20 protein-coding genes are annotated in these 21,948 nt (G+C 40.9%); 12 read left to right on the top strand and 8 right to left on the bottom strand.

What is annotated here, in order from left to right; genetic code table 11:
- Positions 1–26: 26 nt before the first annotated feature.
- The 7 genes from CLV48_RS20195 (at position 27) to CLV48_RS20165 (ending at position 5,143) form a co-directional block, all read left to right on the top strand.
- On the top strand, positions 27–356 hold the full coding sequence (locus tag CLV48_RS20195) for a hypothetical protein (RefSeq protein ID WP_245889625.1): 330 nt from the start codon (positions 27–29) through the stop codon (positions 354–356).
- Positions 356–706 carry a magnesium citrate secondary transporter gene (locus tag CLV48_RS20190; protein WP_106569109.1) on the top strand — a complete coding sequence of 117 codons (351 nt, stop codon included), beginning with the start codon at positions 356–358 and terminating at the stop codon, positions 704–706. The genes CLV48_RS20195 and CLV48_RS20190 overlap by 1 nt, the downstream gene beginning before the upstream one ends.
- 9 nt (positions 707–715) lie before the next feature.
- Positions 716–1,555, top strand: coding sequence for a peptide chain release factor N(5)-glutamine methyltransferase (prmC, locus tag CLV48_RS20185; RefSeq protein WP_106569108.1), 840 nt, complete (start codon positions 716–718; stop codon positions 1,553–1,555).
- A gap of 142 nt (positions 1,556–1,697) precedes the next feature.
- On the top strand, positions 1,698–2,228 hold the full coding sequence (locus CLV48_RS20180) for a hypothetical protein (protein ID WP_106569117.1): 531 nt from the start codon (positions 1,698–1,700) through the stop codon (positions 2,226–2,228).
- A gap of 96 nt (positions 2,229–2,324) precedes the next feature.
- Complete coding sequence (locus tag CLV48_RS20175) at positions 2,325–3,155, top strand: TorF family putative porin (RefSeq protein ID WP_106569107.1); 831 nt, start codon at positions 2,325–2,327, stop codon at positions 3,153–3,155.
- Positions 3,152–3,826: a response regulator transcription factor gene (locus CLV48_RS20170; protein ID WP_106569106.1), complete on the top strand. Its 675-nt coding sequence runs from the start codon at positions 3,152–3,154 to the stop codon at positions 3,824–3,826. Before CLV48_RS20175 ends, CLV48_RS20170 begins: the two co-directional genes overlap by 4 nt.
- Positions 3,827–3,832: 6 nt before the next feature.
- Positions 3,833–5,143 carry a sensor histidine kinase gene (locus CLV48_RS20165; protein ID WP_106569105.1) on the top strand — a complete coding sequence of 437 codons (1,311 nt, stop codon included), beginning with the start codon at positions 3,833–3,835 and terminating at the stop codon, positions 5,141–5,143.
- An 86-nt stretch (positions 5,144–5,229) separates the two neighbouring features.
- On the opposite strand, the gene CLV48_RS20160 is transcribed toward CLV48_RS20165, so the two are convergent.
- The 4 genes from CLV48_RS20160 to CLV48_RS20145 all read right to left on the bottom strand — a co-directional run bounded on the left by CLV48_RS20160 (position 5,230) and on the right by CLV48_RS20145 (position 12,564).
- Complete coding sequence (locus CLV48_RS20160) at positions 5,230–5,841, bottom strand: thiamine pyrophosphokinase (protein WP_106569104.1); 612 nt, start codon at positions 5,839–5,841, stop codon at positions 5,230–5,232.
- 283 nt (positions 5,842–6,124) lie between these two features.
- Positions 6,125–9,256: a beta propeller repeat protein gene (locus CLV48_RS20155; protein WP_106569116.1), complete on the bottom strand. Its 3,132-nt coding sequence runs from the start codon at positions 9,254–9,256 to the stop codon at positions 6,125–6,127.
- 336 nt (positions 9,257–9,592) lie between these two features.
- Positions 9,593–11,929 (bottom strand): M1 family metallopeptidase, encoded by a 2,337-nt coding sequence (locus CLV48_RS20150; RefSeq protein WP_106569103.1) that lies wholly within the window; start codon positions 11,927–11,929, stop codon positions 9,593–9,595.
- A 53-nt stretch (positions 11,930–11,982) separates the two neighbouring features.
- Positions 11,983–12,564: a HupE/UreJ family protein gene (locus tag CLV48_RS20145; protein ID WP_106569102.1), complete on the bottom strand. Its 582-nt coding sequence runs from the start codon at positions 12,562–12,564 to the stop codon at positions 11,983–11,985.
- Positions 12,565–12,654: 90 nt separating this feature from the next.
- On the opposite strand from CLV48_RS20145, the gene CLV48_RS20140 reads away from it, so the two are divergent.
- Positions 12,655–13,155 carry a DUF6702 family protein gene (locus CLV48_RS20140; RefSeq protein WP_106569101.1) on the top strand — a complete coding sequence of 167 codons (501 nt, stop codon included), beginning with the start codon at positions 12,655–12,657 and terminating at the stop codon, positions 13,153–13,155.
- Between the two features lie 1,361 nt (positions 13,156–14,516).
- Here the strand turns inward: CLV48_RS20140 and CLV48_RS20125 are convergent.
- Positions 14,517–15,029 carry a 3-hydroxyanthranilate 3,4-dioxygenase gene (locus CLV48_RS20125; RefSeq protein ID WP_106569099.1) on the bottom strand — a complete coding sequence of 171 codons (513 nt, stop codon included), beginning with the start codon at positions 15,027–15,029 and terminating at the stop codon, positions 14,517–14,519.
- Between the two features lie 95 nt (positions 15,030–15,124).
- On the opposite strand from CLV48_RS20125, the gene CLV48_RS20120 reads away from it, so the two are divergent.
- Entirely contained in the window at positions 15,125–16,117 is a 993-nt protein-coding gene (locus CLV48_RS20120; RefSeq protein WP_106569098.1) for a dipeptidase, read from the top strand.
- A 101-nt stretch (positions 16,118–16,218) separates the two neighbouring features.
- Here CLV48_RS20120 and CLV48_RS20115 read toward each other — a convergent pair whose 3' ends face one another.
- The 3 genes from CLV48_RS20115 to CLV48_RS20105 all read right to left on the bottom strand — a co-directional run bounded on the left by CLV48_RS20115 (position 16,219) and on the right by CLV48_RS20105 (position 18,443).
- Positions 16,219–17,148 (bottom strand): DUF4097 family beta strand repeat-containing protein, encoded by a 930-nt coding sequence (locus tag CLV48_RS20115; RefSeq protein ID WP_106569097.1) that lies wholly within the window; start codon positions 17,146–17,148, stop codon positions 16,219–16,221.
- A 238-nt stretch (positions 17,149–17,386) separates the two neighbouring features.
- Positions 17,387–17,890, bottom strand: a complete 504-nt coding sequence (locus CLV48_RS20110; protein ID WP_106569096.1) for a hypothetical protein — start codon at positions 17,888–17,890, stop codon at positions 17,387–17,389.
- A gap of 142 nt (positions 17,891–18,032) precedes the next feature.
- Positions 18,033–18,443 carry a hypothetical protein gene (locus CLV48_RS20105; RefSeq protein WP_106569095.1) on the bottom strand — a complete coding sequence of 137 codons (411 nt, stop codon included), beginning with the start codon at positions 18,441–18,443 and terminating at the stop codon, positions 18,033–18,035.
- A gap of 761 nt (positions 18,444–19,204) precedes the next feature.
- Here CLV48_RS20105 and CLV48_RS20100 point away from each other — a divergent pair.
- The 3 genes from CLV48_RS20100 to CLV48_RS20090 all read left to right on the top strand — a co-directional run bounded on the left by CLV48_RS20100 (position 19,205) and on the right by CLV48_RS20090 (position 21,358).
- The gene (locus tag CLV48_RS20100; protein WP_106569094.1) at positions 19,205–19,927 is read left to right on the top strand and encodes a TMEM175 family protein; all 723 of its coding nucleotides are present in this window, start codon (positions 19,205–19,207) and stop codon (positions 19,925–19,927) included.
- Positions 19,920–20,399 carry a DUF2306 domain-containing protein gene (locus tag CLV48_RS20095; RefSeq protein ID WP_106569093.1) on the top strand — a complete coding sequence of 160 codons (480 nt, stop codon included), beginning with the start codon at positions 19,920–19,922 and terminating at the stop codon, positions 20,397–20,399. Before CLV48_RS20100 ends, CLV48_RS20095 begins: the two co-directional genes overlap by 8 nt.
- A gap of 185 nt (positions 20,400–20,584) precedes the next feature.
- Positions 20,585–21,358, top strand: coding sequence for a hypothetical protein (locus CLV48_RS20090; RefSeq protein ID WP_106569092.1), 774 nt, complete (start codon positions 20,585–20,587; stop codon positions 21,356–21,358).
- The last annotated feature ends 590 nt before the right edge of the window (positions 21,359–21,948 follow it).

Raw genomic sequence — 21,948 nt, 5'->3', positions numbered from 1 at the left:
AGATAGGTATTCCTAGGTAGCAAAGGATGGCTTTATTTGTCATCTTAAGGAAAGCTTTGTTATTTTTGGGCATGGGACAGAAAAAATGCCCACATTGTGGGGAATGGTCAAAGTGGACCACAGACATGAAGGATACTTGTGAGCATTGCGGCAAGGGACTTGGTGGAAGAGACTTGGAATACCATGAAATCCGGGAGAAAGACAGCAAAGCCAATAAAGAACAATGGATTTTTCATATCAAAGAGAGTGATGGCCCTTTGATGGTCTTAATGAAAAAGACCGGTAATCTTTTTTATACAATCTATATGGCCATACTTACTTTCTTGGCTTGGTTGATTGCTGTTCTTCCGGGATAATGCGTGTAATAAAAAATCCTTACTTCCTTCTGTCCTGTCTCTTATTTTGGACGAATCAATACCTGGAGAAAGTTAAGGACATATATATTCCCTATGTTCATGCCTATTTGGATGACCTCTTGGCCATGCCGGTGGTACTAGGTATTACCTTGCAGGTATTCCAATGGATTCATCCCCAAAAAGCCAAATTCAGCTTTACCCCTGTTCAGGTCTTGGTAGCTTGGTTGTATTTTTCATTCCTATTCGAATTTTTATTGCCCAAATGCTCCGATATTTATGTCTCAGATCCGCTGGATGTACTGATGTATGGATTGGGGTCCTTGTTGTTTTACCGAATGATTAACCGTTAAGATTCATTGATGATCAGCATTAGGGAATTGTTTAAGCAATATGTGGATAAGTTGTCTTCCTTGTACCCTATAGAAGAAGCGGAAAGTTTGGTGATCTGGCTTTTTGAAGAATTCCTGGGGAAAAAAAGAATGGATCTCATCCGAGATGAACAGGTTGAAAAACTTCCCGAAGTACTCCAAGATGCACTGGAGCAACTGCTTCAGGGTAAGCCTATCCAGTACATACTGGGAAGAGCTCCTTTTTATGGCAGGGAGTTCGAGGTCAGTCCAGCAGTTTTGATTCCCAGAAATGAAACAGAAGAATTGGTACATCTGATCATAAAGGAAAACCCAAAGGAAGGATTGCGGATCTTGGATATAGGCACTGGGTCAGGTTGTATTCCCGTTACCCTTTCCCTGGAAATGGCCCGGCCTCAGGTATTTGCAGTGGATATCAGTCCGGAGGCTTTGGATGTGGCCAAAAGAAATGCTTTTACCCAGCATGCAAGTGTTGAATTCTGTTTGTTGGATATTCTGAAACAGGAAATTCCCTTTGAAAATTTGGATATAGTGGTCAGTAATCCTCCTTATGTTCGCTATTCCGAAAAGGGAAAAATGCATCAAAATGTGCTCGATTATGAGCCCCATTTGGCCCTTTTCGTATTTGATGAAGACCCATTGCTCTTTTACAGGGAAATTGCAAAGAAGGCGAGGAGGGTATTGAAACCTGGAGGAAAACTTTATTTTGAAATCAATGAAGCCTTAGGAGCTGATACCCAAAAACTCATGGAAGGACTGGGTTATTCTCAGGTAAAGGTGCTGACAGACCTGAATGCTAAAGAGAGGATGGTTTTGGGATTGAAAAATTGAACTTCGTAACAAGTTTCAAGAAATACAATAATTACTCAATTGCCTTGAGGGGAAACTGTGATTTTTTTAAAAATGATGATTTCTTCATTTTTCCTTCATTTTGGCCTTCTTTCTTTGTAGAAGTAACTTAAATTACATGGATATGAAAAAGTTGATTTTAATCACAGCAATGATTGTCTGGACTGGCATATCTTATGCCCAGACCGAAGAAGTGAAAGATCCTGCTAAACCTGTAAATAGTCAAATAAATGAAAATGCGGCAAAAGGTCAGGAAATCAGCAATATGGGAACCACTTTGGAAGGAGGTAAAGAAAAAGGAATGAGCATTTCAAGTGCTGCCAGAAGAAGTACCTTGATGAGAGAAAGAGCTGCCAAAGGTGCTGAAAACTCTGCTGCAGGAAGAGAAAGAGCGGGAATGGGTGCTGAGAATGCTGCTGCAGGAAGAGAAAGAGCTGCCATGGGAGCTGAAAATGCAGAGAAAGGTAGATCCATGTCTAACCAGGTGCGTCCTTCTTCTCAAATGAGACCTGAGGTTCCGGCACAGGCAAGGCCTAACGTGACTGTTCCACAGTCCAGACCAAATGCGCCAGTTGTTAGGCCTAATTCCCCAGCGCCAAACAGACCTACACCACCAGCAGGAAGGCCTACTGGCTTACCCGGAGGAGGAATTTAAATTCTTTTTATATTCGGTCTATAATACTGTCCTTACTGTGGAATCACAGTAAGGCAGTCCTTTTTTAGGTTGTTAATCACCCAATTATATCTTAACATGAAGTCGAATATTCTACTTCTCACCATGCTTTGGATTGCTAATATCTCACTGTCCAAGGCACAGGAAGCCGACACTTTGAAAGTTAGTGATGAAAAAGCTGTTTATGATTTTGTAATTCTCAACTCCAGATATCAAAATGCTTTTACATTTTTGGCGAGGGATTTTGGACTGAATATACCCATGGTTTCTACGGATGTGATGTATTACTTCAACTCGGGGCTCTATTTGAATGCGAGTGGCATAAAATTTTTTCAATCCGGATTGCCATGGCAATATGCCCTTACAGCAGGGTATGCAAAGGATATTTCAAATAAAACAGATTTCAATCTAAGTTATTCCCAATTTCTTGTAGTGGATGAAAGTTCAGTTACAGGCATTCAAAACCTGGCTTTCCTTCAGGGTACTTTTGGATGGGAATGGGGGCCATTATACAGTAGCATTCAGGGACAGCTATTGTTCAATAGAGAGGTGGACTATTTTATCAGTCTTCATAATTCAAGGTATTTTGAATTTGACCAAAAACTGTTCAAATTATTTACGGTATCCTTTGAACCTAAATTTTCCCTGATGGCAGGTAGTAGTAGGTTTTATGTGATGGGACAATATGAGTTTTCCCCCAAGGAATTGGAGGATCTCGGCAAATTACAATTGCAGAGCTGGGAGTTTTTTCTTCCGCTTACCTTTAATGTAGGTTATTTTGATTTTGAATTTCAAGGGAGATATGTCAAACCGCTGAATGTTCCTGATTTTGACCTGTCTGCTGGAAGATTTGTTGTTGGAGGACAGCTTTCTTACACCATACCTGTAAAAAGAACTAAAAAGCTATGAGAATTCTGTTGGTAGAAGATGAAAAAAACCTGGCCATGGAGATCAAAGCCTTTATGGAGACAGAAGGGGATATTTGTGACATTGCCGGAAATCTCAGAGATGCTTCAGAAAATTTGGCCGTAAATCCTTATGATTTTGTACTTCTGGATTTAGGACTTCCCGATGGGGATGGATTGGACTTGCTGGAAGAAATTCAGGATTACCAAGAACAGGCTTCTATAATTATTCTGACAGCGAGGTCAGAAGTTGATGATAGGGTGAAAGGGCTTCAGCTAGGAGCAGACGATTACTTGGCCAAGCCCTTTTCTTTGGTAGAATTGAAGGCCCGAATGCAGGCTATACTAAGGAGAAAAAGCGGTTGGAACAGAGATCTGATCCATATTGGAGAATTTGAAATGGACCTTAACAGTAAGACCATTTCATTTCAAAAAGAAGAGATCAACCTCACCAAAAAAGAATTCACTTTGTTGCATTTTATGATCATGAATAAAAACAGGGTGTTAAATAGGTTCCAACTTGCTGAGCATCTTTGGGGGGATCATTTGGAAGATGACTACCAATCGAACTATATTGATGTACACATCAAAAACCTCCGAAAAAAACTGGGACAATTCGCGTCTACAGATTGGCTTGAAACTGTCCGTGGACTAGGATATAAAATCAAAGCTTAGCAAGTTATGCGCCTGTCGACCAAATTTTTGTTGTTTAATTTTTTGGCCAAAGGAATCATCCTATTGGTTTTTTTAGCGGCAGGCCCCTTTGTGCTCCGGTATTTCGCCATCAAAAGTACAGATCGGCAATTGATTGAAAAGAGAAATGAGGTATTGGGCATTATCGAGGCCGAAGGGATTGAAAATTTTATTTCCGAAGAGAACCCTGAGCTGGGATTTGGTTCATATAATATCCTGAAGGAAGAATATATCCTATTGGAACAGGTTCCTCAGGCCTTTGAGTCTGACCTGATTTTTGTTGAGGAAAGGATTTTGGACAACGAATCCGTTACTTATAGGGTTTATTCCTATGCTTTTGAAATAGACGGGGAGAATTTTCTCCTTGAGATAGGAAGAAGTCTACAGACCATCGATGAAATTGAAGCGATCATATTCAGAATTCTCATTGGCACAGTATTATTGTTTTTTGCCCTTTCTTTTTTCCTGGACAATGCATTCAACAAAAGTATTCTCCGTCCTTTTTCCCAGATAATTGAAAAAAAGCTTTCCCATATTAAGGAACCTCAGCAGTTTTCCTATAAGGCCATAGAAACCAATACTGAAGAATTTGTGCTTTTGGATGAGTCGCTTTCCGAAATGATGCGCAGGATTCAAAAAGCCTTCAATCAGGAAAGGGTATTTATTTCCCATGCTTCACATGAACTGAAGACTCCTATTTCTGTTTTGCAGACCAAAGTAGAGAATCTTTTTTCGCAGGATGGATTTAGCGATGAACAGATGGACAAATTGATGGATATGCAGCAGACTATCCAAAAGATGAAAAAAACGGTCAATGCACTTTTGCTTATTTCCAAAGTCAATAATGCCCAATTCATTAAAAATGAAGAGGTTCCCATTCATAAAGTTTTGGAAGAACTTATAGCAGATTGGGAGGCTATGGCCTTGGAAAAAAATATTCAACTACAGTTTACTGGTGCAGAAAACTTTGTTCTCAAAGAAAGTAACAGTTCATTATGTTTGATGATGATACGAAATGCCTTGGTCAATGCCATTAAATATACCCCTGAATCCGGTAAAATTATCCTTACAGGCACTTGGGAAGGGCCCCATTACCGGGTTTCTATTCAAGATAATGGACCTGGAATATCTGAAAATCTGTTGAAACAGGTTGAAGATGGAACTGTTTTTCTCAAAGATGTTGAAAAGGATAAGTCTGGTTTTGGTTTGCAGATTCTTTATAAAGTGGCTTTATACCTCGGGGTAAAGGTTGAGATCAAGAGTGGTACATCGGGTACAACCGTCAGTTTTATTTTTTAAGGAATCCTGCAAGTAATCAAGTATGAATGGTTTTTTGGACCGTTGTTTCTTTTTTGATTTGGTTGATAAATCAAAGCGTTCCCCTCTCAATGAAAAATCTCTCCGATCCAAAAAACACTTTTTGCATTGAACTCATTTATCCCTTCTGGAAGTGCAATCATGGTGGTGGGGCGGATTTCCAAAATCTGGACTCCCTCTGCATTTTTGACCTCTATCAGGCTTCCTGCTGCTGCGTGAAGCTGTATATCACATGCGGTAAACCATTTTTTAAACCCCCCATTTTTAACAGGAAAATACCTTGCTGGTCCATCCCAAATGACCAGGTCCAGGAATTCCAACATGGATTCCAACTGAAAGACTTTTTGGTGCTCATACCCAATGATATTGGCTGCACCATGCTTAGAGGCGATAAGGTATTGCAAGGCTTCTTCCAGAAATTTCCCGTTTTGAACACCCAGAAACCTGACCGGATACTGTTCTTCCAGTAACTTATAATGGGATTTCTGAAATTCCAGGTCTGCCAGGATTATATCTATTTTGATGCCCCAGGAAATCACAGTGTACACTTCCTCCTGGGCCACCATTACCGTGGGAACCCATTCCAAAAGTGGGGCAATCAAATCAAAGTGAATCCCTTTGGTATTTAAGATGACCAAAGCAGGTTCCTGTTGTTCTTTGACAAAGTGATGTGATGACATGCTGCAAAATTATGAATTCCCTGTTTCTGATTGTAGAGATAGTCCCAATAGAATGCCTATAAAGAAACAGGCTTTAATTGAAGAAGAGGTTCTCTCATAAGTCAATGCTTTAAAATATTGCCAAAATTTTATTTGGTTTATAATCGGTTAAACTATGTGTCTTAGAGACTTAGTGGCATTTTTAGCCACCAAGCCACTAAGTCACAAAGGGATTGACTCTTAAACAGAATTTTGTTTGGGTAACAAATCTGAAGATCAATTTATAAGACAGCCTCCTCTTATCTTACTTGACAAATAAAACCCCGATTCCTGCTTCCTGTAGCATTTTGTTGTAAGCAGGAATCGCATTGTCCATCAAATTTGTTCCCTGAGCTTTCAGTTCGGCCCACTGCGAAAAAAGCTCTGCATGTCGTTTTCTGGAACCTTGGTTGACCCTTGGAATCTGGCTTTCGGTCTGATTGATCAGGTAAAGGTAATTGGCTGTAAATTTATTTGGGAAGTTTTCCACATCATCATAGGCTTTTGATTTGCGCTGAACCATATCTTCATCCCAGGATTGCATAGATTCGAGCAATTTGCTGCCTTCATCGTAGAGGGCTTTTCTATTTTCAATTGTTTTGATCCTTTGCAAAAATGCCTTCAACTGGTTTTGATAATCCATCAAAGTATTGACCATTTGGTGCATATCAGCCAATTCTGATTCCATCTGCATCATAAAAGCGTGGTATTCTTCATATTGCTCATCACTGATTTCAAACAATGGATTATTCAATACTTTTGCAGAAGTGGAAGATTCACCTAGGCTAGATTTTAAATGTAAGCTGTAAGTACCTGGAGCCACTTTATGGCCCCGGTAGCTTCCTTCAATAAAGGCCATTGGAATACCCGGTAATGTAGGGAAGCGCATGTCCCAGACGAACCTGTTCAGTCCTTTTTTTACTGTTAATCTAGGATCAGGTGAAGGACCTCCGTCATAGCTTATGAAACTGGGATCCACTTTGCTACTGAACTTTCTTACGCTTAACCCATTCTTGTCTTTGATTTCAAGTTCAAGAGTCAGGTCCTCTGTAATATTTTCTGGAAGCTGGTAATAAATGACCACACCGTTGGCAGGATTGACACCTTCAAGTTCATTTGTTCCACTGGCCGAATTACTGTTCATGGCAGAATACCAATGACCAATAAAGGCATCATCTGGCGTGTAGAGGGTGGGTTTGTCCACATTTTTTTTCAATTCCCGTACTACATTCAGATCATCCAAAATCCAGTAAGACCTTCCTGAGGTGGCTACAACCAGATCATTATGGGCGATTTTTAGGTCAGTTATAGGCGTAATTGGCAGGTTCAATTGGAATGGCTCCCAATTGGCTCCGTCATTTCGGGAAATGTAAATACCCGTTTCTGTTCCAGCAAAAAGCAACCCCTTTACTTGGGTGTCTTCCCGCACTACCCTTGTAAAGGCTCCGTAGGGAATTCCCCTGCTGATATTGGTCCATGTCTTTCCGTAATCTGAAGTTTTGTAAATGGCCGGTGTATAGTCATTGAATTTATATCTTGTAGTGGCAATATAGGCTGTACCTGGGTGATGTGGAGAAACATCAATAGCATTGACCAAAGTCTCAGGTAAGCCTTTTGGAGTGACATTGATCCAGGTAGTCCCGCTATCCCGGGTTAGGTGCACCAGACCATCATCACTTCCTGCCCAGAATACTCCTTTTTCATGAGGTGATTCGATCAAATAAGAGATGGTGCCATAATTTTCTGCACCCACAGCTTCATTGGTGTAGGGCCCACCACCTTTTCCTTGCTTTTCTTTTTCGTTTTTGGTCAGGTCTGGTGATACTACTTCCCAAGAATTGCCCCTGTCCCTTGTCCTGAGTACAAATTGAGCGGCATGATAGAAAGTGCCCGGTTCATGCTGGGACCAGATAATGGGTGCATTCCAGTTGAATCGGTACTTCATGTCACTGGTTTCCCTGCCCAGGTATTGGATGGGCTCAATCATGATATTGGTGGAAGCCTGTGATTTGCTGTCCAATACTTCAATGGTGCCGAGATAACTCCCGCCCAGAACATACCTTGGATTGTCAGGATCAAAGGCCAAAAAGGCAGACTCCCCTCCTGCTGAATAATTCCAGTGTTCTTGGGAGATTCCTCCCCTGCCCAAAGCAAGGCTATTGATTACCACGGAAGTATTGTCCTGCTGACCTCCATAAATACGATATGGAAACTGGTTGTCTGTATTGATCCGGTAAAACTGGGCGGTAGGCATATTGTCCTGCCTGGACCAGTTTTGTGCAAAATCAAAACTGATTGCTGCTCCCCCATCATCTGCTATCACGAGATTTTTGGAATTATGTGGGTTGATCCACATGTCATGGTAATCTCCATGGGCATTGGCTAAAACTTCCCAGTTTTTTCCTCCATCGATAGAACGAAGGGCAGGAGCACTCAGAACATAGACTGTGTTTTCTGCATTCGGATCCGGGAATACTTCTATATAGTACCAGGCACGCTGAACAAGACGGTTGTCTCCGCTGACTTTGCTCCAGCTATCCCCACCATTTTCAGATACAAAAAGTCCCCCCAAACCTTTTTCGGAGTCACTTTCGATCAAAGCATATACTTTGTCGGCATTGGCCCGGGAAACGGCTATGGCCATTTTGCCCATTTCCTTGGGTAAGCCCTTTTCCATTTTTTTCCATGTTTTTCCTCCATCTGTGGATTTGTAAAGACCGCTTCCATCACCACCGGAAATGACTTTCCAAGGTAGGCGTTGATGTTCCCACATTGCTGCGTAAAGTACATCCGGAAAATTCATATCCATGGAAAGCTCTACTGCCCCGGTAAGATTGTTCACAAAAAGTACTCGCTCCCAGGTTTCACCCCCATTTGTGGATTTGTAAACTCCCCTTTCAGGATTTGGTCCATGCAAGGCACCTTGGGCTGCCACAAAGACAATATCCGGGTTTTCGGGGTGGATGATGATTCGGGAGATGTGTTGGGTTTTTTCCAGGCCCATCTTTTTCCAGGTCTTTCCTGCATCGGTAGATTTATATACACCATCTCCATAAGAAGTCATTACGCCCCTTGGTGCATGCTCACCCATACCTACGAATACGATTCTTGGATGGCTTTCTGATACTGCGATTGCACCTACTGAGCCCGTTGTAAAATATCCGTCTGAAATGTTTTCCCATTTTTGTCCGGCATCTATAGTTTTCCAAACTCCTCCTCCCGTGGTGCCCATGTAATAAGTCAAAGGATCACCCAATACGCCACTCACTGCCACAGATCGTCCTCCTCTAAAAGGTCCAATATTTCGGTATTTGATTGGATTGGAGGCGTCAAAAAGGTCTTGTGCTATTACCTGAAATCCGATGAGGACGAGGAAAATACTTAGGAATTTTTTCATGATTGCTGGTGGTTTTTGAAAACTGATCAATTTAATAAACAGGCGCTTTATTTGGGCAATTCTTTTGAAATTATTGGTTGGAATCAACAAAAAACCCCGAAGGAATTTATTCCCCGGGGTTTTTAAATGCCTTTTTAAGCCTTAGCGGATGGATTTATCCATCCTTGGGTATTTTGGAACTTTCAGTCCCAATTTATTTTTTACTTTGAGGAAAAATTATGGTCTTTCAGGTATTTCGTGATAGATGCTAAATTTTTCCTCAAAATCTCATTTCAATTATTGCAGGACTGGTCGCTTGGTACATTGTACTCGGTACTTGGTACAAAGATCTCAATCCTATCTATTCCTTCTAGCCCTCTTCATCGGATTGTCTCCTGCTGAAGCTCCGCGAACACCTCCTGCACCTTTGAAAAGCTCAAACCTACTCGGTACAAATTGTCTTGGCCAATAGTTATTGGCTTCATCGATGTCTGCAGTCTCTCTTAAAGGATCTAATACGATGCTGGCCACTTCTTTCTTCTTGGCAAAGACCTTTGTCACTTCCCATTCGTTCAGTCTCCAAATTTCGGCAGGAATTCTTTCTACCTCGGAAGTTCCATCCTTGTAATTGAACTGAATGATCAAAGGCATAACCAATCCACCGACATTTCTGAATCGCATTTCATAGAAATTCAATCCACTGTTTAAAAGCTCTTTTTCTTTTGGAGAAAGAGAAGCCATGAAGTTTTTGTAAGCCTGTTCATCTTCAGGTGTTACTGAGAAAGGATTATAGGAATTGTAGAAATCACGTGTTGCAGGATCAGCTTCTACCACTGTCTGAGGAATATCTTTTTTGTTGTAATCCATAGAAATATGGTATGCTTCCTTTTCTGCTTCTTTTTTTTGATCTGCTTTTTTCTCAGCTGGAGTGCGGTTATCCATTTTATACCATTTCACTTCTTCCAGGGAAATATCCACCGGGTCAGCTCCAAAGAACCAACCTCTCCAGAACCAATCAAGGTCAATTCCGGAAGCATCTTCCATGGTTCGGAAAAAATCTTCAGGAGTAGGGTGTTTGAACATCCATCTTTCGGAATACTCTTTGAAAGCATAATCGAATAGCTCTCTTCCCATGATTGTTTCCCGGAGAATATTCAGGGCAGTGGCTGGCTTGGCATAAGCATTAGGACCAAACTGGATGATATTTTCAGAGTTGGTCATGATAGGCTCAAGTAAGTGTCTTTCACTTGCCATGTAGGGTGCGATTTTGTGAGCAGGCCCTCTTCTTGAAGGATAATTTCTATCCCACTCCTGCTCTGCTAGGTACTGAAGGAAGGTGTTCAGCCCTTCATCCATCCAAGACCATTGACGTTCGTCTGAGTTGACGATCATCGGGAAATAATTGTGTCCCACTTCGTGAATAATGACCGAGATCATGCCGTATTTGATGGCATCAGAATATGTTCCGTCCTCATCCGGTCTGCCGTAGTTGAAGCAGATCATAGGATATTCCATCCCATTGCTGGCCTCTACTGAAATGGCTACTGGATAAGGATAATCAAATGTCCTTGCAGAATAAGATTTAAGTGTATGTGCAACCACTCTGGTGGAATATTGTTCCCAAAGCGGGTTACCTTCTTTGGCATAGTACGACATGGCCATCACATCTTTTCCGCCCTGCTTTACTGCCATGGCATCCCAAATAAATTTCCTGGAGGAAGTCCAGGCAAAGTCTCTCACATTTTCTGCATGGAAGATCCAGGTCTTTTTGTCTTTGGATTTTTGTTTTTCCAGCCTTTCAGCCTCAGCTTGGGTACGGATTATCACAGGCTTATCATAAGTCTTTTTGGCCTGTTCCCAGCGCTGAAGTTCAGTGGAGTTCAATACTTCTTGGGGGTTTTGCAAAACACCTGTTGCGCCGACCATGTGGTCAGCAGGAACTGTGATTTTTACCTTATAGTCCCCAAAAGTCAGTGCAAATTCCCCTCTTCCTACAAACTGCTTGTGTTGCCAACCTTCAAAATCAGAGTAAACAGCCATTCTTGGAAACCACTCTGCCATGGTATAAAGATAATTTCCGTCTTTGGGGAAATATTCATAACCTGGTCTTCCACCAATGAAACTCATCCTATCATGAATATTGAAGCTCCAGTCCACGGTAAATTCAGTTTGCTGTCCGGGCATTAAAGGCTGAGGCAAGTCCACGCGCATCATGGTTTTTACAATGGTCACAGGTATATCCTTGCCTGACATGTCTTTTACAGAATGAATTTTATAGCCAAGATCCTGATCATGCCAAAGTATGGATTCAATCTGGCGAAGATTCATTCTGGGATTGATTTTGCTTTCCGCAATTTTTGGGGTATTGGAATCTTTGGCCCTTTCATTTTGGTCCAACTGGATCCAAAGGTATTTCAAAGGATCTGGTGAGTTGTTGTAATAGGTGATTTTTTGCCAACCCTTGATGGATTGGTTGTCATCGTTCAGTTCTACCTCAATCTCATGGTCGGCCTTTTGCTGCCAGTACATGTGACCTGGAGCACCGGATGCGGTTCTGTACACATTGGGAGAGCGAAGCATTGGTCCCAACTGCTCAAAACGCTCGGCATGGTTCTGCTCAGACCATTGCGCTTCTGCCGGTAAACTGAGCAGTATGGTTCCAATTAGGAAACTTAGGGTCAATAGTTTTTTCATAAGCGATTCAAATAGTACGCGGAAGTACTTTTATGGATAGTTAAGTGATTTCTTTACCAAAATTTCGTGTCAAGCATCATCATGATGGACATGCCCATCACAATAGATGAAATTACAAGTGCCCAATCTCTTCTGTTTACCCCAACAATCCCATTAAGGATTCCTGCCAAGGTCATGAAAATGGCTACAATTACAAGTTGTCCCACTTCCAGCCCTAAATTGAAGGCTAAAAGTGGCTCAAATAGCGAGCTTTCTTTTCCCAAAAGGGATCTCAGGTAATTGGAAAATCCCAAGCCATGAATCAGTCCAAAGAAAAGGGCGAATAAATAATTGATCTGTAGACTTTTACCAGTACTGGGTTTGGGTTTGAGAATATTGCTCAGTGCTGTGATACCGATGGTGACCGGAATCAGGAATTCCACCAGGTTGGTGTCTACTTTGACAAGGTTTAGGGTAGCTAGTGCCAAAGTTAGGGAATGGCCTACTGTAAAGGCAGTGACCAGAATAATGATTTTTTTCCAATCTCTTAAAATGTAAATGGCACAGAGTGCCACCACAAAAAGAATATGATCAAAACCATCCAGATCCAAAATGTGCTGGATACCCAATTGAAAATACAGTTGAAACTGTCCCATCTGCTGTTCTAATCTATTTAATCCCGATTAATTTTCAGGCTTGTCCATTTAATGTCTAATTTGCAAAGAAAACAAATTACCCGTATACCCATGCAATTGAATTACATTTTCATGATCTTTTTGGGATGGAAGGTGTTTTTTCACCCCTTCTATATCAGCTTGACCGAAATCAGGTACAATCCCAATGGCAAAAGTTTGGAAATAGCCCAGAAAATTTTCTGGGATGACCTGGAAGTAGCTCTTGGTGAAATCCATAAAACCAAGGTTGATTTTCTCAACCCTTCAGACAAAAAAAAACTGGAGGAAATGGTCCAGGTTTACCTTTTGGAAAAGAATGAAATACGGGTCAATGGTCAACCGGTAAAACTGAAATACCTGGGATTTGAGATCGAAGAAGAGGCTGCCTGGTTTTATATGGAGGCTGAAAAGGTTCCCCTACCCAAAACCGTGGATGTGTACAATGCTGTTTTACTGCAGCATTTTGAGGGGCAGCAGAATATTGTCAATTTTTATCTGGACCGCAAACCTAAAAGCCTTATCCTGCAAAAGGGTAAGGAAAGAGGGAGGTTGGAAGTGAATGGTACGAGGTGAGAAGGCGGATTTCGGAAGTTGGAAGGAGGGCTTTTGAACCATTAAGAAGTTCAGGGCCTGGTTGTAGGGATTAAAAGGATTAAAATCCTTGTTATCCGGGTTCGGGATTGCAAATCCCGAACAGCGGGGGCAGCAGAATATTGTCAATTTTTATCTGGACCGCAAACCTAAAAGCCTTATCCTGCAAAAGGGTAAAGAAAGAGGGAGGTTGGAAGTGAATGGTACGAGGTGAGAAGGAGGATTTCGGAAGTTTGAAGGAGGGCTTTTGAACCATTAAGAAGTTCAGGGCCTGGTTGTAGGGATTAAAAGGATTAAAATCCTTGTTATCCGGGTTCGGGATTGCAAATCCCGAACAGCGGGGTTTCCTTAAGAAGGAAGATTTCGGAAGGCGGATGTGGGGAATAGAAAAATATGGCCAAAGGCCTGAAGGGCCGCCCTGTAATAGCCCGGGGTAAAACCCTGGGTAAATAAAATGTTCAGGAAAATCAGAGGTCTGAAGGACCGATTTGAAGCGGGGATTTGGAAAGTGGATTTGGATTTTGATTTAGGATGTAGGATATTTTGAACCAATAAGATGTTTAGGGTTTAAAGAATTTTATTAAGGAGACTGAGCCTGTCTGACTGCCATGCAGGTGTTAAGAAATAACCCCTTTTGGATATTTGGTTCAGGGCCTGGTTGTAGGGATTAAAAGGATTAAAATCCTTGTTATCCAGGTTCGGGATTGCAAATCCCGAACAGCGGCGTTTCCTTAAGAAGGAAGATTTCGGAAGGCGGATGTGGGGAATAGAAAAATATGGCCAAAGGCCTGAAGGGCCGCCCTGTAATAGCCCGGGGTAAAACCCTGGGTAAATAAAATGTTCAGGAAAATCAGAGGTCTGAAGGACCGATTTGAAGCGGGGATTTGGAAAGTGGATTTGGATTTTGATTTAGGATGTAGGATATTTTGAACCAATAAGATGTTTAGGGTTTAAAGAATTTTATTAAGGAGACTGAGCCTGTCTGACTGCCATGCAGGTGTTAAGAAATAACCCCTTTTGGATATTTGGTTCAGGGCCTGGTTGTAGGGATTAAAAGGATTAAAATCCTTGTTATCCGGGTTCGGGATTGCAAATCCCGAACAGCGGGTTTTAATAATGTGTGCTATGTGGCTATGCGGTAAATAAAAAATGACAATAAACCTTCAATTTGGTTTTGGACCACATAGAATCATAAAAAACATAGCTTGCCCATTTTTGATGTGGTTTTGGTACGACTGGGTTTTGAAGACCGGAGTATATCTAAATATATTGCAAAAGCATATTTCAGTTTTTACCGCTCACTAACCCTCTATCCTTAAAATTTTCGCACCTGGCCTCTTTTTTCACTTTTTCATCACAGTGCCACATTTCTTACACTTAGTGTTTTCCGGATTTTTCCAAAAGCGCTCCATGATCGGAGGCAATTGGTTTACGATATCGGTGATCTCATGGAATTCTTCATACAACTTGTTGCCGCAATTTTCACAATGCCAAATAAAACCATCCTTCTCTCCTGCCCGGCGGTAGCGCTCCATCACCAGGCCAATAGTATTGGCGGGTCTTCTCGGAGAATGTGGCGTCCTGGCAGGTAACAAAAACATATCGCCTTCTTTGATCTCAATGTCTTTTACTTCCCCATCTTCCACTATCTTAAGTACAATATCGCCTTCCACCTGGTAAAAAAATTCCTCCCCTTCGTTATAGTGAAAGTCTTTTCGGGAATTGGGGCCACCCACCACCATAACAATAAAATCATCATTGCCTTTGTACATGACCTGGTTGCCAATCGGTGGCTTAAGCAAGTGACGGTTTTCATCTATCCATTTTTTGAAGTTGATGGGTCTGGCTATCGGCATAAGAATTTGGAATATAGATTGGATTCGGTTTCAGAGCTAAAATTATCAAAAAACTCTCATTTTTTTGGTTTCTTTGGGAATTCAAATCCAAAGTCATGGCATTTCCCATCATCGATACGCATTGTGATATCCTTTCTTACCTGGCAAAAACGCCCAATGCCTCTCCAGAAAATCCGGAAGATATAGCCTGTGCCATTCCTTTGCTCCAAAAAGGACATGTCAAAATGCAGGTCTGTGCCATCTATACAGATGTCAAGGCAGGTAGTATGGAATTAGCAGTGAGAGAGGCATTCAAGTATAGGGAAATGTTGCTCACCCATTCTCATGAACTGGTGCAGGCCGATGCAGCATTCCTCAGATCTATGGACCTGAATTCCAAGATTGGTATGGTGGCAGCAATTGAAAATGCGGCCGGGCTTGCAGATGAAAAAGCGCCTATACAAAAAGCCTATGAGCAACTCGATAAATTGATCCAAATGACAGGGAGGATTGCTTATATCAGTCTGACCCACCATACCGAAAACAGGTTTGGCGGGGGGAATTATACAGAAGGCATTGGTCTAAAGGAGGATGGAAAAAGGGTTTTGGATTATATCTCAGGGAAAAGAATCGCCATTGACCTTTCCCATACTTCTGACTTATTGGCTGAAGGAATACTAAAACACATTGATACCCAAAAACTGGTCATTCCGGTAATTGCCAGCCATTCCAATTTCCGAAGCAAATGGAACCACAAGAGAAACCTTAGCGATGAGTTTGCCAAGGAAATCATCTACAGAGGCGGCATTATCGGCATCAATTTCCTAAGGGCATTTTTGGATACAGAAAATCCAGAAAGGGTCTATGACCATATCCTTTATGGCTTTGAAATCGGGGCGGAAGAACAAATGTGCTTTGGGGCCGATTTCTTCTACACCAAGGATTTTCCGGATCCCTCAAGGCATCCTTTTTACTTTCCGATTGTGGAGGATGCATCCAAATATCCTTCCATTTTGGAAAAACTTGCTGAACACCTAAGTACAGATCAATTGGAAAAATTGGCTTATAAAAACTGTCAGAGATTTTTTGGGAAGGTTTGGGAGTCTTAAACCCGAATTATGTAAGAGGCTTAGTTCCACGCAGCGGGCGCAAAGAAGACGCAACGATCGCGGCGGGAAATTTTTCTGCTCCTTACTAAGGATTTTCAGGTTTAACGGTAATCCACCCTGACATTGGCGCCGGAGGTTTCGAAAACTATCGGAATACCGCCTCCATTGATGCTGCCACTGACCTGGCTTCTCTTAATTTCTCCTTCAAAATTAGGATGGTTGTTTACCACAATACTTCCTTTGAACAATACATTCATTCCCATGCCTTTGGGCAATAAGGCATCAATGGAGCCTCCTTTTGAAGACAAATTCACACTTTCCAATTTTTCCTGAAAGCTTGCCCTGATGCTCCCACCAGCTGCCTCAGCCGAGATTTTACCGCTGAGGTCAAACAAATTCAAGCTTCCCCCCGCTGAATTTATATCCAGAATGCCAGAAAACTTCTCAACCCTAACCGAACCTCCTGCAGAACTTAGGTTCAGCTCCCCTTTATAACTATCAACCAGGATACTTCCTCCCTGAGTTTCTGATTGGATGGTACCCGTACCCTGAATAACACGTAGGCTTCCCCCTTTACTGATTATTTGTTGCCTCCCCTGCAAACCAGCCAGAGTTACTGCTCCTCCAGTACTTTGGATTTTGGAAGAAATGTCTTGAGGTGTTTGGATCTTGATCAAAAGCACAATATTGTCTCTGGACATTTTGATACCGGATTTTTTGGACTGATCTACCTTGAGTTCAATTTTTTCTCCTACTTGCTCAATTTGAAAATCATAAGCTTCCAGTTTTTTTAGGAGCTGTGCATCATTAGAGCTGACTGCCTGATTATCCCTCATTGCAAATACTTCAACCAAAACCCTATCCTCCGTCCAAGAAGATAGATTGATACTGATTCCTGCTGTCTCAAGGCCAATTTGTTCTATCCCTGATGCATTGAACTCTTTGGAAAGGAAGGGTTTATCCTGTTCGGGAAGCCAAGCAAAACTCAAAGAAGGGATAAAGAGGGCCAATAAAATAACAAGAGGCTTCATAATTGTGGCTTTTATTACCTGTTAATTTCTAACGGGAATAAAATTGGACTGTTTTTTTATTAAGGCCAAATTCAGTGAAGCATTTTATTATTAGTCGATGAGTTCTCCTGGATTTTTGTCTGGAGCATAGAGGAACTCGCACAAATCATAGTGCCCTGAAGCCTTGGTGATATTAATTTTACCCGCCAAGATTTCAGGGAGGGGTTGTTGAGGACTCCGGAACCTTATGATCTAAAAATTATTCAAGGACTCTGGTATAGGTCACTGGGGTAGGAGGTAAACAGTTAGCCAAGGATCTAGGGATCAAGACATCATTACATCCCAAGAAGGTGAGCATTAAAAGGGTATTGTTTTGTTCTAAAGAAAATTCAGCAATTTCATCTGGTATAATCCATTCGAGCTGTTCTTTAAGCAAACTCGCCTGACTGGGTGGGTTTGAAAGATCCTCGGCATAAAAACTTCTGATGTCTGATAATACCAATCTACCCTCTCTTTTGGAATAATTTCCTAAGGAATAACCCATAATTCCAGGTTGAAGGGCTTCAGTTTGGATGGTCCTCGTGGAAAAATTTTCATAATTGCCATTGGAATGGAATATAAAAGTCACCTTCCAAGAATCCCCTTCAACATTGAAGTCTTTTTCCCATTTTCCTACCAATTCTTTTGGAATTATTGCTTCCTCGGAATTTATGCAGGAGAAGAGATTGAAGATGATGAAGAGATAAATCAAAGATTTTTTCATGGATATAAGTTCTTGTTTCAATTGTATTTTAATTCCTCAAGCCGGTTAAGCCAATCAGTATTCTTGATTCGACACAACATCTATATTGAAAACTTCTTGCTTTGAGCAAATATTTTAATCTCCAATCTAGAGAAATTCTGCTTTATTTATCAAATTTATACTCAGACTTCAAGCGTTCTACGGTGACAGACTGTGCGTCTGAATTCAGGATTTCCCACTCTTCGAAGATAGTGCCTCCCCAAAAACGCATTTCAACTTTTAACACATTTCCTCGCAAACTCCATTTTCCTCCAAAATCTTCTGTAACAATCGGAGGGGTTCCGCAGAAACCAGAATTTGATCGACTGATCATTTTTCCGTTTTTTTCAAATACATAGCCATAGGTATTTTCAGGAAGAGTATTGGTTCGCTGTAAAATAAAACCATTTTCCAGCCAGGATTCTACCGTCCAAGCACCGATTGGAAGTTCCCCGGCCTCCATAGACATGAATTCATTTTCTACACATGAATGCAAGATTAAAAGAGCGGCCAAAAATAGTAAGAGTTTTTTCATATCATCTCAAGTGTTTTTGCCTAGGACGAGGGTAATTTAAATTATGTCTCAAACCGCTGATATTTTTTTTAATCCGCATTCATTATGATTCCTGGAAATAGCTATATTTTTTTTTAAAAGTGGAAGTATTCCACTTTGATATACAATTATATTGATTTACAAGCCGCTGGTAGCAGGGTGTCTGATAGAAGGATTTGAGATACTGTATTAAAAACGGAACTATTCCTTCAATGCGTGATGAAAGGGGATATTGCCTTTCGGCCCCAATTTTGACTACAGAGTATGCAAAGTTTTTTCGTCGAGGACGATAGATTGTCCATAATGGATTTTGGTGCCTTGGTGGCAATTGAAAATGAACTACGACTTTTCTATAAGAAAATATAGATAGCAACATAGAAAACAGGTTTTGCCAGTATCCTTTTTTCCAGATCTCAGTGTCTATGGAGGTAAAAGGGAAGACTGAAAAAACCATGCTCCCCTTCAAAGTCTGGCGGATGCCGACTTGGGTAACGAAGTTTAAGAAATTCCATATTCCTTCTTGACTTTAAGTACAGCATATACGTAGTAAAAAAGATTAAAACCCCAACTACTCCCCAAATAAGGTCCATAGAATTAAGTCGTTGCCTAAAACAAATACAACTAAATTTACTATTTTTAAAGAGAGTACTGCCCAGCGGGATAAGTAAAAGAAGATTGGCCAAAAGTCAGCAAAGATTTTTTTACTGTTTGACCTTGGCATTAATCCTTAAAGACAGGCAACAATGAGAAATGAACTTTTAAAAAACAGGCACCAGGACCCAAGAATTAACTATCGGGGAGAAGCTGCATCAAGACTTGACAATCTGACTGATGCAGTCTTTGGTATAGCGATTACCTTGCTTATTTTTAATCTGACAAACCCAAATTCGTTTCAGGACTTATTAACTTTCACCAAGACACTTCCGGCATTCTTAATAAGTATATCTTTCATCATTTTGATCTGGAATGAACATTTAGACTTTTCGGAGATTTACACCCTCAATGACACAAGACTGACTATCTTAAATACCGTTTTTATTGCTTTAGTAATTTTTTACGTTTATCCCCTTCGTTTTTTGACTTTGTTCCTTACCAACTTCTTTTTTAATACTGAAATAGCTTTAAATATTCAAGGTGACCAAGTGCCATTCCTTATGATTTATTATGGCTTTGTTGCATTTGCACTCTATTTTGTGTTATATCTATTTTATCATAGAGCCTTAAGACTGAAGGGAGCCTTGCATCTTAATGCCTTCGAAGAATTCTACACCAGGTCACAGAAGAAAAGATTACTCATCATGTTTGCCGTACCCTTGTTGTCAATTTTATCGACAGTTTTGATCAATGAGATTTCATTCATTTGGGCATCAGTCATTGGTGGAGTAACCTATTTCTTGTATACACCACTGATTATTTTTTGGTATAGCAAGTTCAAAAAAGAATCAAAGGAATTTGATAATGTATGACTTTGTAAACACTTCGCTTGGATGGTTTCACCTGGTCACGGCTTTAGTTGCTTTGATTTCAGGGGCTTATGTTTTGTTCAAACCAAAAGGAACAAAACGACATAAACAAGTAGGCTACATTTATGTATTTTCAATGATTTTAGTTTGTAGTTCGGCATTAGGTATTTACAATTTGACGGGTAATTTTGGAATATTTCATATTCTGGCTATCGGAGGAATCTCAACCCTAATAGCCGGTATGATTCCCCTACTAATAAAAAGCATGAAAGAAGAATACAGGGTGTTTCATTTATGGTTTATGTATTACTCTGTTTTAGGACTTTATGCAGCTTTTGCTTCCGAATTGAGCGTAAGAATTCCTGAAAAGCCTTTTTACACCATGGTCGGAATTGCAACAGGAATAATTTTTCTTTTTGGTTCAGTATTTATTTTTTGGAAGGAGGGAAAATGGAAAAAATATTTTGTGAAATAAAACCAATATTGACAACAGCTTAATATAACTTATGTCGAAGAAAATAGTAAATTCACGTAGCGCCTGTTCTGTTTTACGGTAAGTTCTGTGGAAAGGTGGAGTTTCCTTGCCTGAACCGATTGGGTAATCATAAGAAAACACAACCGGTACAGGACCACCTTATATGAACAGATGAAAACATACAAATGAGCAGACGACAGGTAAAACAGGGTATTATCGACGTGGTGTTGTTGCCCAATATTTCTTGGGTGCTCTTATTACTGATTCCAATTACTTTTATTGGTTTTTTTCCGAGCTATTATTCGACATTAAAAGCTCCCTTAATTATCCACATACACGGAGCCTTGATGGTGTTATGGTTGGCTACTGCCATCATTCAACCATGGCTTATCAAGTTACATAAAATCAAGTGGCACAAAATTATCGGTAGACTGAGCTATCTTTTAATGCCGTTCATTCTGCTTGTTGGATACCTATTGCTGCAATATGGCTATAGGCGTGTACTTGGAGGAGACCTGGTAGCCCCACCTGAATACTATCCGGATGGTGCGAGTGCAATGACAAAAGCGGCTGATTTTGTGGTTATAGGAAGTGTTTATTTTATCTGGTTACTTGTATATTATGTTTTGGGAATTGTGTTCCGAAGGAAGACCCAAGCCCATGCAACTTTTATGTTGGCGGCTACAATGACCATATTGGGTCCCTCTGGGGATCGGTTTATCGGCCATCTTTGCGATGCTTTGGGTTGGAAGTTTAATGCGGTTGCGCAGAATTTTACGTTTGGAATTGCATTTTTCTTGTTTATCATTTTGCTTATTTCCCATTATAGGCGTAAGCTACCTCTATGGCCTACCGTTACGGTGCTATTTCTGCACTTGATGGGTGTTTTCCTTTTTTATAAAATGCCCTTCCATCCTGCTTGGAACAATCTGGCCAAAATGCTGTTTTCAGTCCCTTAATTCCATGGCTCAATGAGAAAAGGCGCTCAGTTATCCACAATTGAACTTTGCTCCTTTGCGTCTTTTCGTGAACCATTTATTTTTTCCGCCAAGGACGCAAGGGTTTTCGCTAAGGGCGCAGAGGCTTCTTGAAATTTGCAATTTCGAGAAGTGATACTGCGGATTTTTAATCCGCTTGTACAATCATCTTTGCTTGAAGACTTGGTTTTTACCGCTGAACTCGTTCCGCAAAGCGGGTTAAATGGGGATAAATGAGGATGTTGTGGCGATAACTCATTTGTTTTTTTACCGCAAAGGACGCAAGGGTTTTCGCGAGGGGCGCTGAGTTTTGCACAATGAACCATAGTGCCTTAGCGCCTTAGTGGCTTTTTTATTTGAACAACAAAAGTGGCAAAAGTTAACAAAAGAGGACAAAAGCATTTCAAAGATTTTGCGTCTTCGCGTCTTAGCGTGAACCTTTTTTTCCGCAAAGGACGCAAGGGTTTTCGCTAAGGGCGCAGAGGCTTCTTGAAATTTGCAATTTCGAGAAGTGATACTGCGGATTTTTAATCCGCTTGTACAATCATCTTTGCTTGAAGACTTGGTTTTTA

Source organism: Cecembia rubra (assembly GCF_003014575.1).
GTDB lineage: Bacteria > Bacteroidota > Bacteroidia > Cytophagales > Cyclobacteriaceae > Cecembia_A > Cecembia_A rubra.
Note: the sequence above shows the minus strand (reverse complement) of the source record. Positions and strands in the feature narration are given on the sequence as shown.

Bases quoted from the DNA above. Each gene is read 5' to 3' on its own strand.
- CLV48_RS20195 (WP_245889625.1), top strand. From the start codon at position 27: ATGGCTTTATTTGTCATCTTAAGGAAAGCTTTGTTATTTTTGGGCATG.
- CLV48_RS20190 (WP_106569109.1), top strand. From the start codon at position 356: ATGCGTGTAATAAAAAATCCTTACTTCCTTCTGTCCTGTCTCTTATTT.
- prmC (WP_106569108.1), top strand. From the start codon at position 716: ATGATCAGCATTAGGGAATTGTTTAAGCAATATGTGGATAAGTTGTCT.
- CLV48_RS20180 (WP_106569117.1), top strand. From the start codon at position 1,698: ATGAAAAAGTTGATTTTAATCACAGCAATGATTGTCTGGACTGGCATA.
- CLV48_RS20175 (WP_106569107.1), top strand. From the start codon at position 2,325: ATGAAGTCGAATATTCTACTTCTCACCATGCTTTGGATTGCTAATATC.
- CLV48_RS20170 (WP_106569106.1), top strand. From the start codon at position 3,152: ATGAGAATTCTGTTGGTAGAAGATGAAAAAAACCTGGCCATGGAGATC.
- CLV48_RS20165 (WP_106569105.1), top strand. From the start codon at position 3,833: ATGCGCCTGTCGACCAAATTTTTGTTGTTTAATTTTTTGGCCAAAGGA.
- CLV48_RS20160 (WP_106569104.1), bottom strand. From the start codon at position 5,841: ATGTCATCACATCACTTTGTCAAAGAACAACAGGAACCTGCTTTGGTC.
- CLV48_RS20155 (WP_106569116.1), bottom strand. From the start codon at position 9,256: ATGAAAAAATTCCTAAGTATTTTCCTCGTCCTCATCGGATTTCAGGTA.
- CLV48_RS20150 (WP_106569103.1), bottom strand. From the start codon at position 11,929: ATGAAAAAACTATTGACCCTAAGTTTCCTAATTGGAACCATACTGCTC.
- CLV48_RS20145 (WP_106569102.1), bottom strand. From the start codon at position 12,564: ATGGGACAGTTTCAACTGTATTTTCAATTGGGTATCCAGCACATTTTG.
- CLV48_RS20140 (WP_106569101.1), top strand. From the start codon at position 12,655: ATGCAATTGAATTACATTTTCATGATCTTTTTGGGATGGAAGGTGTTT.
- CLV48_RS20125 (WP_106569099.1), bottom strand. From the start codon at position 15,029: ATGCCGATAGCCAGACCCATCAACTTCAAAAAATGGATAGATGAAAAC.
- CLV48_RS20120 (WP_106569098.1), top strand. From the start codon at position 15,125: ATGGCATTTCCCATCATCGATACGCATTGTGATATCCTTTCTTACCTG.
- CLV48_RS20115 (WP_106569097.1), bottom strand. From the start codon at position 17,148: ATGAAGCCTCTTGTTATTTTATTGGCCCTCTTTATCCCTTCTTTGAGT.
- CLV48_RS20110 (WP_106569096.1), bottom strand. From the start codon at position 17,890: ATGAAAAAATCTTTGATTTATCTCTTCATCATCTTCAATCTCTTCTCC.
- CLV48_RS20105 (WP_106569095.1), bottom strand. From the start codon at position 18,443: ATGAAAAAACTCTTACTATTTTTGGCCGCTCTTTTAATCTTGCATTCA.
- CLV48_RS20100 (WP_106569094.1), top strand. From the start codon at position 19,205: ATGAGAAATGAACTTTTAAAAAACAGGCACCAGGACCCAAGAATTAAC.
- CLV48_RS20095 (WP_106569093.1), top strand. From the start codon at position 19,920: ATGTATGACTTTGTAAACACTTCGCTTGGATGGTTTCACCTGGTCACG.
- CLV48_RS20090 (WP_106569092.1), top strand. From the start codon at position 20,585: ATGAGCAGACGACAGGTAAAACAGGGTATTATCGACGTGGTGTTGTTG.